A 16,111-nucleotide genomic window follows, 5' to 3' on the forward strand; every position below is an offset into this window, starting at 1 on the left:
TCCATTTTATTACAATACTGTTAACTATTATACATACTATATTACATTTCCGCAAGATAATCCCTGATATATAACCAAAAACGACTGCACACTTCTTGCTCTGTGCAGCCGTTTTGTATATTTCATTTCTATAGCAATTCTGGTTATCCTGACAGAAACCTCCGGATCAGACAGCCGGATCTGTAGGATCGAAATTACCAGCTCCCCTTAACGGGGTCAGTGCTTTCTTTCCAAGAGGTCCTTTCATTGCATCATCTGCTTTATATTGACCGTCAATAATACTGATGGATGCGCCATTACAGTTCTCATAAACCCACTTCGCATCTGCCACACAGGCTCTGATACATCCATGTGATGCAGGAGATCCAAGCTTATTGTACTCTACTGCCGGAAGATTATATGAGTTTGCCTGACCGCAGGCTACAGAATGAACAAAGATTCCTCCCTGTCCGGCACCGTTTACATGAGTTCCATACTGTCCCCAGGACGGTCCCATAAGAGGCTGCCACCTCAGACTTCTGCTCAGTGTAAAGTTACCGGTTGGAGTTGGTGTTCCCGGTAAACCTACAGATACTCTGATCGTCTTAACAGGAATTGTTCTGGCTGAATCAGCATAAACAGTCATAACTCCGTTTACTCTGTCCACCTGAACAGAATACGGTCCTCTGTATCTGTTTGTCAGATCAGTGATGCGGTATCCGTTACTGTCAAAGTAATACAGAATTCCATTAACTCTCATACTCTTATTTCTTGCAAATCCGTTTCCTGACGGATCGATATATCTCACCAGGTTGTTAGCATTACTTACAATTACCCATCCTGTTGTATATTTACCGTTTGCATCCAGATAACCGTTTACTCCATTCTTTTTCATAAACTGATTTGTCTGAACCACACATTCTTTAAGATAATAGTAATTGCCGCTGTATTTTCTCCATCCACTCTTATACAGGCTTCCCTTAGAGGATGCGATATACCATTTCTTTTTATAGCGCACCATTGTGCTCTTATATACTTTACCTTTGTGTTCTGCGGATGTAGATGATTCAAATATATATTTCTTTCCATCGATTTCTGTCAAACCGCTTGCAAGCTTTCCTGATGGCTTAAAATAATAACCTGCGGAAGTCCACTTATCCGTATAATGATTTCCATTGGAATCAAAATACAGCCAGCCAAGGAATTTGCCACTGGTGCTGACAAGTTTCTGCCAGCCATGTTTCTCAACAACACGACCCGGAGTACTTCCAAAGTAATAGTAATGATCGCCTGCTTTTGCCCATCTCTTTGTCCAGGTTGCCCGCTTTCCGTTTGAACCAAAATAATATCTGAAATTGCCGTATTTTACAAGTTTATTTCTATAAATCTGGCCGTTACTGTCGGTACAGTAATATGCACCATTCTGAGCCTTCTTCATCACTGATTTCAGAACATATCCATTGGCATCCAGCAAATAACTTCCGGTTCCTTTCTCCGGAATAGCTGTGGCAACTACGCCACGCTTATAATATTTACCTATATCTGCAGGAACACTTCCCTTTTTAAAATACAGCCAGCGCTCTCCCTTAGTGGTATCTGAGCGAAGCCATCCATTGTGGAACATTTTTCCGGGGATGTCGCTGCTTGCAGGATCAAAATAATACAGGTTTGATTCGCCGTTAACTGTGAGGGTGATCTCTCCTGTCTGTGGCTTACCTTCAGAATCGAGGCAGTAATAATCCTCATTGATCTTGAAATATCCGGTATATGTACCTTCTGCTTTTGCTTTCGCTTCAAGCTGTGCAATTGTCTCCAGATTACCATTCTCATCGTAGTACTGGAAATATGTTCCTGTCCATTTCCATACACTCTTCTCCTGCTGACCTACTGTAGATGTATATGGAGTTATCTCTTCTCCTTCACATCCGGTATAAACAACAGCCTCGTCTGCAGTTGTAAAATAAGACTGATTTGTCTGGGCTTCTGTTTCTTCCCCTGCAGCATCTTCTCCTGCTGACTGAGCTGCATCTGATGCCGGTTCTTCATCAGCTGAAGAGTTTTCTTTTACTTCAGCCTGTCCTGTTACAAGGATTCCCTCTTCATCAAACAGATAATATCCTGTATGGATTTCCCCTTTATACTCTGTGCTGACCTTTACAATTCCGTCTGCCGCTGTATAAAATTCTGCATTTGTTACAGACACTGTATCCATTGTTGCTGGTGTTTCCATTGCTGTAACCTCTGCTGTCACAGCTGTTGTATCTGTTTCAGCCACTGCTGTTTCAGATGATTCTGTCTGATCTCCTGTGAATTCGTCAGTCTCAGACGGCATCTCCTCATCGGGTAGTTCTGCTGTTGCTGCTTTCTGATCATCTGTATTTGCTGCATCCTGATTTTTTGCAGGTTTGCGCAGTTTAAAGCCCTTCTCTGTGCTTACCCAGTCCTCAGCTTTCACTACAGCGGCTCCAACGGCATCCGTAGCATCTGCTGTTGACGGCGTCTCGTCCGGCAATGAAGCAGCCGTATCCGTTCCCGCTGTAAATGCGTCGTCTGTCTGTTCCTGTGATGGTACTGCTGTCCCATCATCTCCATCTGAAAAAGCGTCTGCTTCTGTTTCAGAAGTTTCTTCTGTAACATTTACTTCTTCTGCATCTGTCTGTGTGGCAACAGCCAAAGCTGTATCAGGTGAAGTAAATGCAGCAGCACCTGCTTCACTGACAGTTGCCATTGTCATAATAAGACTCAATGTAACCGCAACTAATCTTCTTTTCACAATAAGTTCCTCCTCTTTTAGTCATGTTACTTTATGGTTACTGTTCACTCTGTTTGTGCACAGCAGCTTTCTACTCGCCAAGGCCGCTATCAATAGCAGCAACAAGATGATCCAGGGCTTCCCGTTCATCAACACCTTCACAGGTAAGTTCTATCTCATTTCCGCATTTTACGCATGCACCAAGTACACTCAGTACACTCTTTGCATTTGCCATGCCCCCATCGTAGACAAATGTTATCTGTGACTGGTATTTCATTGCCTCATTGCACAAAATCCCCGCAGGTCTCAGATGAAGACCTGTGGGATTTTTAACTGTCACTTTTTTACTGACCATTTCACTGTTCCTCTTGTATTGTTACTACCCCTTCTGTAAGTGGAGAATTCTTTTATTCCTTGTTTTCCTTACTGTCATCAACAGCAGTCCCTGATGAAATCACTACTTCCGTAGTCACATCTTCCACTGTCTCATAACCATCCGGCAAGACTATCTCAACCGGGACTTCATAACTTCCTTCTTTTTTGCCATCCAGATCTATAGATGCCTTAATGTCTTTGTCATTATTCAGATCATCCAGATCTTTGTTATCTGATTTGATCCGCACTTCTATCTGCGCAGTCTCAAATGTTACCTGCAGATCTTTCGGTTTATTCTTAACCTCTATATTCTTAGTCGGAAATTCAAACTCTCTGCTTCCGGCCGGAAGAATACTTACAGTTACCCATACATCTTCACTGGAGTCACTGGTAAGTTTCACATTGTCCGGCAGAAGATTCGTAAGACTGATTTTTTTCTCCACATCTTTGGATTCACCGGAAATATCAATACTGTCTTCCGGTATAGTGATCACATTATTATTATCCGCAAGACTTTCAAGACCTTCTGCACTGCCTGCTACACTGATCGTATCCGGCACTGTTCTCACAGCCCCAACCTGATATCCTTCAGCCGGTGTTCCTACATAACCTGCAGATATCTGTACTCCCTGGTGGATTTTCCATAATTTTGCAGTCACTGTTACTTTTGCATTATTCTCAATCCGCAATGAATTCATTTCAGAATCGGTAAGTACCTCCTGATTCTTATCAATGATCGTAAGGTTTACATCCTGTGTAAAATCCTCTGTATTCCCATCCAGTTCAATGGAAGCATTTACCTTATCTATTTTATTGATCAGCGTCTTCGGACCTGTAATCCTTACTTTCTCCGGACTGGCAGTCAGACTTCCTACTTCATAATCTTTGCCCGGTTTCGTATCACCTCTGCTGACATTTACCACAAACTCCTGTGTCTCTTTTTCATCAAGATTTACACTGAGATTCTGAGGAGTAACTTTGATATCACTGGGAGATACCCCCGGTACAGAACAGGTAACGGTAATAGGAACCATAACCGGATTTGTATCCAGGCTTACCGCCTGCTGAAGATCAGCTACCGCAGAGATGTCTGTGACTTTGATCTTGTCTCTGATCTTCTTGGTTGCAGTGATCGCGACTTTTATGGAATCCTGGTTCTGTTCCGGCATACACATCTTACCGATGGTATCTGAAGATTCCACATATTCCTTGTTGATCAGTTCCACATCATTGAGCGTATAGTAATTGGTTCCTGTCGGATTATCTATATTTACAACGATCAGCCATAGCACAACAGCTATTGCGACAGACATGATTTTCAGAGGTATATTATCTGTTATTTTTCGCTTCTTCATGCTTCACTCTTCCTTTCAGTAAATGGCGAAGTTTGCTGTTGTCTACAACCTGCTTATTCTGCGCTCTGACCAGGATTTCTCTGAGTTTTGCACTGTTTACACCTCTGATCAGCTTTCCTCCCTGCGCTACAGATACCTGACCGGTTTCCTCTGATACAATGATCGTAACAGAATCTGTCTGCTCACTGATCCCCACACCTGCCCTGTGCCGCGTTCCAAGCTGTTTGCTCAGTTCCATATTATCAGACAGTGGAAGATAGCATGTTGCAGCCACAATCCTGTTCTCTCTTACAATAACAGCTCCGTCATGAAGTGGTGTGTTATGTTCAAATATATTGATCAGAAGCTGACTGGTAAGGATTGCATCCAGATTAATACCTGTTCTTATATAATCGGTCAGCAGCTCATTCTGCTCAATTACAATCAGTGCTCCGGTCTTAACTTCTCCCATATCAAAACATGCTTTGACCAGCTCACTGATGGTTTTATCCGTAAATCTTTCCTTCACCTCTTTACCTGCATCAAAAGGTATCAGTGAAGCCATGATCCGCTTTTGTCCAAGCTGTTCCAGAACTTTTCTGAGCTCCGGCTGAAAAATAACGATCACACCTACGATCAGTGTACTTGCCAGATTTGAAAAAATCCACAGAATCGTATTCATCCTGAAAATATACGCGATCAGAATGAAGAGGAGAACGACCAGTATTCCTTTCAGAAGTGTATATGCATGAGTATATTTGATCCATACCATGAACTGATATACAAAAAAAGCGATCAGTGCAATCTGTATGATATCTATAATCCCAATCTTAGGAAATGCCAGTCTTGATAATGTCTCTATCAAATTTCCTGAAAATTCCTGCATATGGCTCTCCTTTCCTTATCATTTTTATATACCTTATCGTTAAAAATGTTTTCAGTGGATTTTGTGTTACTGTTCACTCCGTTCACAGTAACGTAGCCAAAATTCATTCCAGATTGCCTGCGGCAATGGAATTTTGGCTCGTATGTCTCATCGTTACCGGAAACTGCTTTTTACAGATTTTTTAATGATTCTTCCAGTTTCTTCTCAAAATCCACGCTGTCAATATCTTTCTTTCTCTCTACAGGTGCTGCAGCCTCATCTGTCGTCACTGCTTTCTCATCACCATGAAAAATAGGATTCGCATAAGAAACAACGTTATCCTGTGCCGGTCTTTCATCCTTTGCGGAACTTCCGTTAATCTTCTTTATACTTCTTTCAGATGTTGTGACACAGGCTTTCGGCACTGCTTTTACATAATAATAATATTCATCATCCTCATATTCCAGTCTCTCGGTACGGGTATAGTCACCACCAAATACAAAGAATTCAAGAAGTAATCCTATCACCACGGAGATCACTGTATAAATAATCAGCGTAACAACATCAATATCCAGTCTGAAATAAAATCCACCTGCAATAATCATCAGAACATACACAACTCCACCTGCAATAATGGCAATTCTCCATGCATAGTCAAAAGAGCGGGTACGTATCAGATTCACCAGCAGAATCACTGCGATAAAGGCAATCACTGTGATCCACATTCCCCAGTTCTGCACGATTCCATCTGTCAGAAGTTTTAATTTGTCAGCTATGGCAACATCCGGGTTTTCCAGAAGTTTATGCTGTACACGTATAAAACGGATAAAATAGTAAATAATCACTCCGCAGCCTGCAGGAAGTGCAGAAAACGCATTGCACAAAAGTCCGCTTCCGATAGGAAGAAGCGTCGGAACACTGAACCCAAAGGAAAGCGGTGTAAATACAAGTACTAAATTATTGTCTGAACTGAATCTCAGGAAGAGAATTGCCATAAACAGGATCAGCACAAGCATAAAACCTGCAACTTCTATCCCCAGTGCATAACCATGTGCGACCATCAGGGCAAATCCTACAAAAATCATTACACCCGAAGGAAGAATGGAACAGATCAGTGCAAGGATCAGAACAATAAATATATTATCGATCTGCTTCATATATCCCATATTGGTATTGATCCATATGAAATAAGCCATTGCCAGAACAAAACGTAAGACAGGCAGGATATAAATCTCATACTGGCTGTATAAATTCTTTATTCGCTGTTTTAATTCGAGTAATGCTGTCATTTTTTATATCCTCCTGTAACTCCTCTGGCTGAAGATTTTTTATCTTCGCGACCGTAGATTTTACTTAATTGTGTAAGTTCTTCATAATAATTTTTCACACTTTTCTTTGCTTTATGGTATTTCACCGTATATTGGATATATGTCAGGACAGAAAACAGTACCAGCACTGCCACATACCCCAGAATAACTTCCACGCCCAGTGAAACAAGGTTCATCTTATGAACATTATCTATCAGATATTCAGCAAAATATGCTGCGATACCGGCCAGAATCAGGCAATACCCAATCGTAACAAGGAAAAAATTCTTAATCATGGCAAGTCCGATATAATCACTACGGTAGTACCTGCTGACCGGAAGATATTTCTTTCCTTCACCCTGTTCATACATGGCAAGTTTATTCATGATTTTTATCTTCTCTTCATTTAACATAAATTACTCCTTACTGTATGCTTTTCCTTTTGCTATAATCCGCTATTACTGTTCACTCTGTTCTCAGCAACAACCTGATATCATTCATATAATCATACAGATTAATTGTAACATATATCATTATGTATGAAAAGTGTTTTTTCTTATCTCCTGCCTATGCAAACCGTAAGAAAATAAACATTTCCGGCACCTTTTCTCTTCAGGCATCCGGCCATTGCATCGATCGTACTTCCTGTTGTATACACATCATCTATCACCAGGATATTCTTTCCCCTGACATCTCCGGTCACGCAGAACGCTTTTTCCAGGTTTTTTCTTCTCTGCAAAGCATTCAGTTTTTTCTGCGACTTTGTCTTTAAGACTTTCTGCACAATATTGACATCTGTGGAAATCCCGGTATAATGGCCGAGTTTTTCCGCCAGATATGCAGCCTGATTAAAACCTCTCTGCCGCTCCTTCGACCTGTGTACGGGAACCGGCACGATCAGATCCGGCTTCCATTCCCGCAATTCTTTCTGCGCATATCGATACATTGCTCTGGCATAAAAATCACCGTATTCTCTGCATCCATAGTACTTATATCTGGTAACAGATCTTCTCATTATGTCATCATAGACAAAAATACCTCTTCCCTGTTCATACACATGCCTGTGTTTCTGACAGTCTCTGCAGTATTCCCCTGTTTCTATGGTTTTTCCACATTTATAGCATCTGGGATGACCAATCGGACGAAGTTCTTTCTCGCATTCCGGACAGATCATCCTTCGCTGATCTGCCAGTATTTTCTGACAGACCGGACAGCATCTCGGGTAAAAAATATCAGCAACCATGTTCAGAAACCGTTTCATTTCCATTTCCTTCCACTATTTTACTCTCTGTTTTGCTATCCTCTGTATTTCTGTATTTCTCATATTATCGGAATAAATTTTTCTCTGTTATTATTCAGTCATCAGATCACAGTCTGCAATATCATTCTTCACCATCTGTATGATTATCCCCTGTAGTCTCACTCAGTTCTCTGATCCGTTCATCCAGTGCACTGTATCTCTTCTGCTGTTTTTCATTGCGTATCATCTCTGCAAAGGTCTCCTCGTTTCCCACAACTGTCACACATTTTCTTGCTCTGGTAACTGCGGTATAAAGAAGGTTCCTGTTTAAAAGCATCTGTGGTCCGGAAAGCAATGGAAGTATGACTGCCGGATACTCAGATCCCTGAGACTTGTGGATTGTAATAGCATATGCAAGTTCCAGTTCCTCCAGCTGTTTGAACGAGTACATTGCAAAACGTCCATCCTCAAATTCCACTTCTGCTGTCTCAGCAAATTCATTGATTTCCCTGAGAATTCCGGTGTCTCCGTTAAATACTCCCACGCCTTTCTCAATGACAACCCCATATCGTCCCCGGATTTCCCATTCCATCTGATAATTATTTCTGATCTGCATGACCTTGTCCCCTGTGCGGAACAGCCGGTCTCCAACCGCCCTCTCGGATTTTCCGTCTTCCGGCGGATTCAGGTATCTCTGCAGAATCTGATTCAGCCGCTCTACTCCCAGAAGTCCCTTTCTCATAGGTGTCAGTACCTGTATCTCAAAGGGTTTGGCATCTACATAGCGCGGCAGTTTCTCCTGGATCAGCGCGATCACTACTCTTATAATGATATCTGCATCATATCTCTTCAGAAAAAAGAAATCCCTGCTCTTATTATTGATCTGAACCTGTTCTCCCTTATTTATCTTATGAGCATTTACAACAATATCACTCTCTGATGCCTGTCTGAATATCTTAGTCAGTTCCACTACAGGGAAACATCTGCTTCGGATAATATCTCTCAGCACATTGCCCGGGCCTACACTCGGAAGCTGATTCTCATCCCCCACAAGGATCAGTCTGGTTCCTGCTACCACTGCAAGAAGAAGAGAATGCATCAGATGGATATCCACCATAGACATTTCATCAATAATGATCACATCTGCCTCCAGCGGATTCTGCGCATTCCTCTCGAATTTAGCTGAATGCCCGTCCCTCTCTTCTTCCGGCATTCCATTCAGTTCCAGCAGACGGTGAATTGTCTGCGCCTCATATCCGGTAGTCTCTGTCATTCTCTTTGCAGCACGTCCGGTAGGTGCAGCCAGCCGAATCTCTGCACCTTCTCCCTCAAAAAAGCGGATGATCGCATTGATCGTTGTCGTTTTACCTGTACCGGGGCCTCCTGTAAGAATAAAGAGTCCACGATCCGCTGCTTCAGTGATTGCTCTCTTCTGCATTTCATCCAGAACAGTTCCTGTCTCTTTCTCGATCAGCTCAATTCTGTGCCTGACAAGCTCTTTATCCTCAGGACACACAATATTCAGTTCATTAAGCATCCTGGCAGTGTTCAGTTCCAGATAATAATACTGTGCCGGATAAACGATAGTTTCTCCGCTTTTTTCTTTCAGCACCAGCTTCCTGTCAATAACCATATCCATAAGGTGTTTCTCCATATAGGATTCATCTACTCCCAGAAGTCTGGCACATCTTGTAAATAACTGTTCCCTCGGAAGATAAGTATGTCCTTCTCCCGAAGCCTGCAGAAGAGTATACAGCATTCCGCTGCGGATTCTGTAATCTGAGTCTGCGTGAATACCGACTCTGGCAGCAATCTCATCAGCAATCTTAAATCCCACACCGGAAATATCTTCCGCAAGTCTGTAAGGATTCTCCTGAAGGATCGTATAGACAGATTCCTTATATTTCTGATAAATCTTTGCGCCCAGATTCAGGGAAATCCCATATTTCTGCAGAAAGATCATTACTTTTCGCATCTCTGCCTTCTCACTTACCTGCGCAGCGATCTCCCGGGCTTTTTTCTCACTGATTCCCTTTACCTCTGCAAGCCGCTCCGGCTCTTCTTCTACGATACGGAGTGTGTCATCTCCAAACTTCCGCACGATCCTGGCAGCCAGTGCAGCACCGATTCCCCTAATGGCGCCCGAACCCAGATAACGTTCTATTCCATATGTATCCTCCGGCATCTTCTCTGTAAAAGAACTGATCTGAAACTGTTTGCCATATACCGGATGATGGATATATACTCCGGTTGCTTCAATAGATGCCCCCTGTGTGATCGCAGGGAAACTTCCCACGCAGGTCAGCTCTTCCTCTTTTTTTGTACCTTTCAGTACCATAACTGTATATCCGTTATCTTCATTTCTGAAAATAACATGATCTATATATCCTGTGACAGTTTCACTCATGTGCTTTTCTCCACACCTCCTGCTTCTTTGATCCTCTGACAACGCAAAAAGGCACTGCACTGTGCAGTACCTCCTGCTTTATCCGTCAAAACGTGCCATTACCTCTGCATACTTACCGGTTCCCACTGCGACCACGCTCATTGCATCCTGCACAGTCAGTGTACTTACTCCGGTTCTCTGCTCGATCAGTGTATCCATCCCATGAAGAAGGGCACCGCCGCCTGTAAGTACGATTCCTCTGTCTACAATATCCGCAGCCAGTTCCGGCGGTGTCTTTTCCAGAATTCCATGAACAGTCTCCACAATCTGGCTTGTAGCATCCTTTAACGCCACACGTATTTCTTCTGAGGTAAGTGTCACTGTCTTCGGCAGACCGGTGATCACATTTCTCCCCTTTACTTCCATTGTTCTCGGATTTGATTCCTCTATAGCCGTACCAATCTGAATTTTGATCTTCTCTGCCATATCTTCTCCGATAAAAAGTCCATGATTCTTTCTCACATAGTTCAGTATAGCCTGATTAAAAGTGTCCCCTGCAACTTTCACAGAAGCGGAAACCACAACCCCCGCAAGAGAGATAACCGCAACATCCGAAGTTCCGGCTCCAATGTCTACGACCAGATTTCCAAAGGGCTTGGTCACATCCACCCCGGCTCCGATTGCCGCAGCTATAGGTTCCTCCACCATATAGACATCTCTGGCACCAGCCTGATAGGTTGCTTCCTCCACTGCCTTTTTCTCAATCTCTGTAATTCCACTGGGAACACAGATACTGATCCTGGGCTTGCGGAAAGCTCTTCTTCCTATTGCTCTGGATATAAAGTATTTCAACATCTTCTCTGTAACTGTATAATCAACGATCACGCCCTGTCTGATGGGACGGATGATCTCCATATCTGAAGTAATGCGCCCTTCCATCAGACGGGCTTCTTCACCGATCGCACGTATCTTCTCTGTATTTTTATCATAAACTACGATCGAAGGCTCATTTAGCACAAGCCCCTTTCCTGTAGAATAAGCCAGACTGTTCCTGGTTCCCAGGTCAATTCCAATATCACTTGTCGGCATGGAAATCCCCTTTCTGTTCTTACGTTCTCCTCATCCCCTTCAACTGATCATTACTTTTTACAGTCTCTACCGGGGACTTATCCGGTTTAGTTATAACAACTCCATAAAATAATGCGATCAAAACAGTCCAACAGGGCTTCACATCCTGATAAGCCGGATCAAAATATATTATTTACGAGAATTGCTATAAATAATCTCTTCTATTATATACAACTTCCATTTAAAAAGAAAGTCCTGCAATATGATTTCAAGATTATTTCAGATATTTCTTTACATATTTTCCGGTATAGGAAACCGGTGACTGTGCCACCTCCTCAGGAGTTCCCTGAGCAACTACGGTACCTCCTTTGTCTCCGCCCTCCGGTCCGATATCAATGATATAATCTGCGGTCTTAATCACATCCAGATTATGCTCGATCACAACTACTGTATTACCGCCCTCCGATAATCGTTTCAGAATCTCCACCAGCTTATGCACATCCGCAAAATGCAGACCTGTGGTAGGCTCATCCAGAATGTAGATAGTCTTACCTGTGCTGCGCTTGCTCAGCTCTGTGGCAAGCTTGATCCTCTGTGCCTCTCCTCCGGAAAGCTCTGTGGACGGCTGTCCCAGCCGGATATAGGAAAGTCCTACATCATAAAGAGTCTGTATCTTTCTTTTAATAGAAGGAACATTCTCAAAAAAAGTCAGTGCTTCCTCCACCGTCATATTCAGCACATCGTAAATATTCTTATCCTTATACTTTACTTCCAGGGTTTCTCTGTTATATCTCTTACCTTTGCAGACCTCGCATGGTACATATACGTCCGGAAGGAAATGCATCTCAATTTTGATAATACCGTCACCGCTGCATGCCTCACATCTTCCGCCCTTTACATTAAAACTGAATCGTCCTTTCTTATATCCTTTTGCCTTGGCATCTGCTGTTGCTGCAAAAAGATCTCTGATCTGGTCAAATACCCCGGTATAAGTCGCAGGATTGGAACGTGGAGTACGGCCAATAGGTGACTGGTCAATATTGATAACCTTATCCAGTTGGTTTGTTCCCAGAATATCCTTATGTTTTCCCGGAATCACTCTTGCCCGGTTCAGATCTCTTGCCAGACGTTTATAAAGAATCTCATTGATCAGAGAGCTCTTTCCGGAACCGGAAACTCCTGTGATACAGGTCATGATCCCAAGGGGAATTTTCACATCAATATTCTTGAGATTATTCTCTGCCGCTCCCTTGATAGTAAGAAAACCAGTTGGCTTCCGTCTCTCCAAAGGTACCGGAATTTTTAATTTTCCGCTCAGATAAGCTCCTGTGATGGAATCCTCGTTCTTCATCAGATCCTCTGCAGTTCCCATGGCAACCAGTTGTCCGCCATGCTCCCCTGCACCGGGACCTATATCTACAATACAGTCTGCGGCACGCATGGTATCTTCATCATGCTCCACAACGATCAGGCTGTTTCCAAGATCACGCAGTTTCATCAGAGAACCAAGAAGTCTGTCATTATCCCTCTGGTGAAGTCCGATACTCGGTTCATCCAGAATATAGGCAACTCCTACCAGCCCGGAACCAATCTGGGTAGCCAGACGGATTCTCTGCGCCTCGCCGCCGGAAAGAGTTCCTGTCGCACGTCCCAATGAAAGATAATCCAGTCCTACATCTGACAGGAAACTTACCCTTGCCCTGATTTCTTTCAGAATCTGTCTGCCGATAAGCTGCTGTTGCTCGGAGAGCTGCATATCCGCCAGAAAGGCTTTCAGCTTCTCTATGGAAAGATTGGTGACCTCATAAATATTCTTATCCGCCACAGTCACAGCCAGTGATTCCTTCTTCAGTCTCTGACCTTTACAGGTTTTACATGGAGTAATGCGCATGAAAGATTCATACTCCTGCTTCATGGCATCAGAGCCTGTCTCTCTGTAACGCTGCTCCACATTTCGGATCAGCCCCGGAAACGCCACATCGTAAACGCCCTCTCCGCGCTGCCCTTTATAGTAAACCTTTACAGAATGTCCATTAGTTCCGTTGATCAGAATGTCCTGTATCTTCTCCGGATACTCCTCAAAAGGTGTTGCCAGGCTGAAATCATATTCTCTGGCAAGAGCATCCAGGATTGCCCTGGAAAAGCTTCCCTCATTTGTGCAGGACTGCCATCCTGTGACCACAATGGCACCATCCAGGATACTCAGAGATCTATCCGGGATCATCAGATCAATATCAAATTCCATTTTATACCCAAGTCCCAGACAGTCCGGACAGGCGCCAAAAGGATTATTGAAAGAAAAGCTTCTCGGTTCGATCTCATCTACACTGATACCACAGTCAGGACAGGAGAAACTCTGGCTGAAATTGTGAATATTTCCATCCATAGTATCTACCATCAGAAGGCCCTCTGCCAGATCCAGCACTGTCTCAATGGAATCTGAGAGTCTTTTCTCAATCCCGGGCTTCACGATCAGACGGTCTACCACAATCTCTATATTATGCTTGATATTCTTGTCCAGACTGATCTCCTCGGAAAGCTCATACAGGTTTCCGTCAATCTGCACACGTACATATCCGCTTCTCTTTGCCTGCTCCAGAAGCTTTGCATGAGTTCCCTTGCGCCCCCGCACAACAGGCGCCAGAAGTTGGATCTTCGTTCTCTCCGGAAAAGACATGATACTGTCCACCATCTGGTCAACTGTCTGCTTCTTAATCTCTCTTCCGCACTTCGGACAATGAGGGATTCCCACTCTGGCATACAGAAGTCGGAAATAATCATAGATTTCTGTCACTGTTCCTACTGTGGAACGTGGATTGCGGTTGGTAGATTTCTGATCAATGGAAATGGCCGGCGGCAGACCTTCGATGCTCTCCACATCCGGCTTCTCCATCTGTCCCAGGAACTGTCTTGCATAGGAAGAGAGAGATTCCATATAACGGCGCTGTCCCTCTGCATAGATGGTATCAAAAGCCAGTGAAGATTTACCGGAGCCACTCAGTCCTGTAAATACCACAAACTTGTCTCTGGGAATATCCACACTTAAATTCTTAAGATTATTAACATTGGCACCTCTGATCCTGATAAAGTGCTTCTTCGTTGTATCTGCTGCCATTGTGGGCCTCCTGTTTCTCATTTATAAATAATAACTGTTTCTTACCTTGACAGTTACACCTTTTTCGTATGTTATGATATTCATGGATTGTGCGCAGTTTCGCTGCCCCGCAATCCTCATGGCATCAGTATAATACAGGAACATTTGTTCGTCAAGGCGTTTACGGCAAAAAATCCGCCATAACGGAATTGCTTACATGAATTCCCTCTCTGCTCAGAAAAATCCTTCCGTTTTCTTCCAAAAGCAGTCTCATTGACTTATATTTTCTCAGAACATCCCCGTATATTGCATCTATTTCACTGCCAAACTGCCGCTCAAACTCAGCTTTTGAGATTCCTCTGGTCATACGAAGTCCCAGAAACATGAATTCCGCCATCTCATCCTCCCTGGTGAGGGGCGGCTCTTTTTCTCTTATTTTTTCCGGAGTTCTGCTGTTTTCCAGATATTTTTTCATATCCTGTGTATTGGCAAAACGTTCCTTTCCATAAAGAGAGGAAGCTCCCAGGCCAAACCCCAGATAATCCTGTCGGATCCAATAGCCCACGTTATGCCTGCATTCTCTGCCTTTCTTTGCGTAATTGGAAATCTCATACTGCTCAAAGCCATATTCTCTCAGAATCTGTGCTGTTGCCTCATACATATTGTACTCCGCATCTTCATCCGGCAAATTCAGCGTCCGCGATGCAAAAGGTGTGCCCTCCTCAATGATCAGGCTGTATGCGGAAATATGTTCCGGATCCAGTCCTGCAACAGTGCGAAGATTGTGGATCCATCCTTCATAAGTCTGATCCGGGATCGCACTCATCAGATCAATATTGATATTGTCGAACCCTGCCTCTCTTGCACTTCTGTAAGTCTCCAGAAACTGCTCATAATTGTGGATTCTTCCAAGGATCTTCAGTTCTCTGTCATCCGGCGACTGTAAACCTATGCTCAGGCGGTTGATTCCATATGTTCTGTATGCCTGCAGTTTGTTTCTGTCTGCAGTCCCCGGGTTTACTTCTATTGTGATCTCAGCATGATCCGCAATCTGAAATTTTCGTCTTATATGATTTAAAATTTCTCCTATGAATCTCTCATCCAAAACAGAAGGAGTGCCCCCTCCAATAAATACAGAGGATACACTCCTTCCTTTTCCTTCTTCTGCTGCATTGATTTCTTCAAGCAGAGCATCTACATAATCAGCCTGCTCCTTTGGACCTGACGGACCGGAAAGGAAATCACAGTAATCACATTTTTTTATGCAAAATGGAATGTGGATATAGATTTCCATGGGAGAATCTGTGATATTCCTTCTCTCCATTGTAATCTGCTCCTGTTATGACCTGTTTTCTATTCCTCAGTATCTGATGTACTGCTGTCTTGCTCATTGTTATCTGCTGAGTCGACACTGTTATCTGTACTGTCGGCATCACTTTGGCTGTCTGAACTTTCCGCAGATGAGATACCTGCTGCATCCTGCTCTGCCAGATACGTATTTACCATTGTCAGATTACCATTGGTGGTAACTGCTGCGGAAGCTACCTGATCCGGTGCCGGAGTGGGACTTGTCTCTTCCGGCGCAACACTGATCTGGATCACTTTGGAGGACGCTTCATCTACCTCCCTGGTTTTCCCACATCCGGAGACAGAAATTCCAAGCAATAACATACATAGTATAACTGTTTTTCGCTTAATCATTTTCTTCAAT

The 16,111-nt window shown here is 43.4% G+C and carries 12 protein-coding genes; all 12 read right to left on the bottom strand.

The genetic code is table 11. The features are described from left to right. Window positions 1-166 precede the first annotated feature (166 nt). The 12 genes from LJE12_RS06100 to LJE12_RS06155 all read right to left on the bottom strand — a co-directional run bounded on the left by LJE12_RS06100 (window position 167) and on the right by LJE12_RS06155 (window position 16,110). A complete protein-coding gene (locus tag LJE12_RS06100; RefSeq protein WP_226839603.1) occupies window positions 167-2,752 on the bottom strand; it encodes a L,D-transpeptidase family protein in 2,586 nt (861 codons plus the stop codon). A gap of 70 nt (window positions 2,753-2,822) precedes the next feature. Beyond that, window positions 2,823-3,086, bottom strand: coding sequence for an HPr family phosphocarrier protein (locus tag LJE12_RS06105; RefSeq protein ID WP_118670132.1), 264 nt, complete (start codon window positions 3,084-3,086; stop codon window positions 2,823-2,825). Between the two features lie 52 nt (window positions 3,087-3,138). Continuing rightward, window positions 3,139-4,461: a CdaR family protein gene (locus LJE12_RS06110; RefSeq protein WP_173706314.1), complete on the bottom strand. Its 1,323-nt coding sequence runs from the start codon at window positions 4,459-4,461 to the stop codon at window positions 3,139-3,141. Next, entirely contained in the window at window positions 4,436-5,326 is an 891-nt protein-coding gene (cdaA, locus tag LJE12_RS06115) for a diadenylate cyclase CdaA (protein ID WP_026648979.1), read from the bottom strand. Before cdaA ends, LJE12_RS06110 begins: the two co-directional genes overlap by 26 nt. A 170-nt stretch (window positions 5,327-5,496) precedes the next feature. Then, window positions 5,497-6,594, bottom strand: a complete 1,098-nt coding sequence (locus LJE12_RS06120) for a hypothetical protein (RefSeq protein WP_025578502.1) — start codon at window positions 6,592-6,594, stop codon at window positions 5,497-5,499. Beyond that, a complete protein-coding gene (locus tag LJE12_RS06125) occupies window positions 6,591-7,025 on the bottom strand; it encodes a hypothetical protein (RefSeq protein WP_008706141.1) in 435 nt (144 codons plus the stop codon). The genes LJE12_RS06120 and LJE12_RS06125 overlap by 4 nt, the downstream gene beginning before the upstream one ends. Window positions 7,026-7,168: 143 nt before the next feature. Then, complete coding sequence (locus LJE12_RS06130; RefSeq protein ID WP_173698726.1) at window positions 7,169-7,873, bottom strand: ComF family protein; 705 nt, start codon at window positions 7,871-7,873, stop codon at window positions 7,169-7,171. 121 nt (window positions 7,874-7,994) lie between these two features. After that, window positions 7,995-10,259, bottom strand: coding sequence for an SF1B family DNA helicase RecD2 (recD2, locus tag LJE12_RS06135; protein ID WP_227226649.1), 2,265 nt, complete (start codon window positions 10,257-10,259; stop codon window positions 7,995-7,997). Window positions 10,260-10,337: 78 nt separating this feature from the next. After that, a complete protein-coding gene (locus tag LJE12_RS06140; RefSeq protein ID WP_008706145.1) occupies window positions 10,338-11,327 on the bottom strand; it encodes a rod shape-determining protein in 990 nt (329 codons plus the stop codon). Window positions 11,328-11,580: 253 nt separating this feature from the next. Next, window positions 11,581-14,421, bottom strand: a complete 2,841-nt coding sequence (gene uvrA, locus LJE12_RS06145) for an excinuclease ABC subunit UvrA (protein ID WP_118617085.1) — start codon at window positions 14,419-14,421, stop codon at window positions 11,581-11,583. 160 nt (window positions 14,422-14,581) lie between these two features. Further along, the gene (gene hemW / locus LJE12_RS06150; RefSeq protein WP_227226648.1) at window positions 14,582-15,724 is read right to left on the bottom strand and encodes a radical SAM family heme chaperone HemW; all 1,143 of its coding nucleotides are present in this window, start codon (window positions 15,722-15,724) and stop codon (window positions 14,582-14,584) included. A gap of 29 nt (window positions 15,725-15,753) precedes the next feature. Beyond that, entirely contained in the window at window positions 15,754-16,110 is a 357-nt protein-coding gene (locus tag LJE12_RS06155; protein WP_025578510.1) for a hypothetical protein, read from the bottom strand. Window position 16,111 lies beyond the last annotated feature (1 nt).

Source organism: Blautia sp. DFI.6.71 (assembly GCF_020593585.1).
Lineage (GTDB): Bacteria > Bacillota > Clostridia > Lachnospirales > Lachnospiraceae > Blautia_A > Blautia_A wexlerae.

Excerpts from the sequence above, each read along its gene's own strand:
- LJE12_RS06130 (WP_173698726.1), bottom strand. The coding sequence starts at position 7,873 with ATGAAACGGTTTCTGAACATGGTTGCTGATATTTTTTACCCGAGATGC.
- LJE12_RS06120 (WP_025578502.1), bottom strand. The coding sequence starts at position 6,594 with ATGACAGCATTACTCGAATTAAAACAGCGAATAAAGAATTTATACAGC.
- uvrA (WP_118617085.1), bottom strand. The coding sequence starts at position 14,421 with ATGGCAGCAGATACAACGAAGAAGCACTTTATCAGGATCAGAGGTGCC.
- LJE12_RS06125 (WP_008706141.1), bottom strand. The coding sequence starts at position 7,025 with ATGTTAAATGAAGAGAAGATAAAAATCATGAATAAACTTGCCATGTAT.
- LJE12_RS06110 (WP_173706314.1), bottom strand. The coding sequence starts at position 4,461 with ATGAAGAAGCGAAAAATAACAGATAATATACCTCTGAAAATCATGTCT.
- hemW (WP_227226648.1), bottom strand. The coding sequence starts at position 15,724 with ATGGAGAGAAGGAATATCACAGATTCTCCCATGGAAATCTATATCCAC.
- LJE12_RS06105 (WP_118670132.1), bottom strand. The coding sequence starts at position 3,086 with ATGGTCAGTAAAAAAGTGACAGTTAAAAATCCCACAGGTCTTCATCTG.
- LJE12_RS06140 (WP_008706145.1), bottom strand. The coding sequence starts at position 11,327 with ATGCCGACAAGTGATATTGGAATTGACCTGGGAACCAGGAACAGTCTG.
- recD2 (WP_227226649.1), bottom strand. The coding sequence starts at position 10,259 with ATGAGTGAAACTGTCACAGGATATATAGATCATGTTATTTTCAGAAAT.
- cdaA (WP_026648979.1), bottom strand. The coding sequence starts at position 5,326 with ATGCAGGAATTTTCAGGAAATTTGATAGAGACATTATCAAGACTGGCA.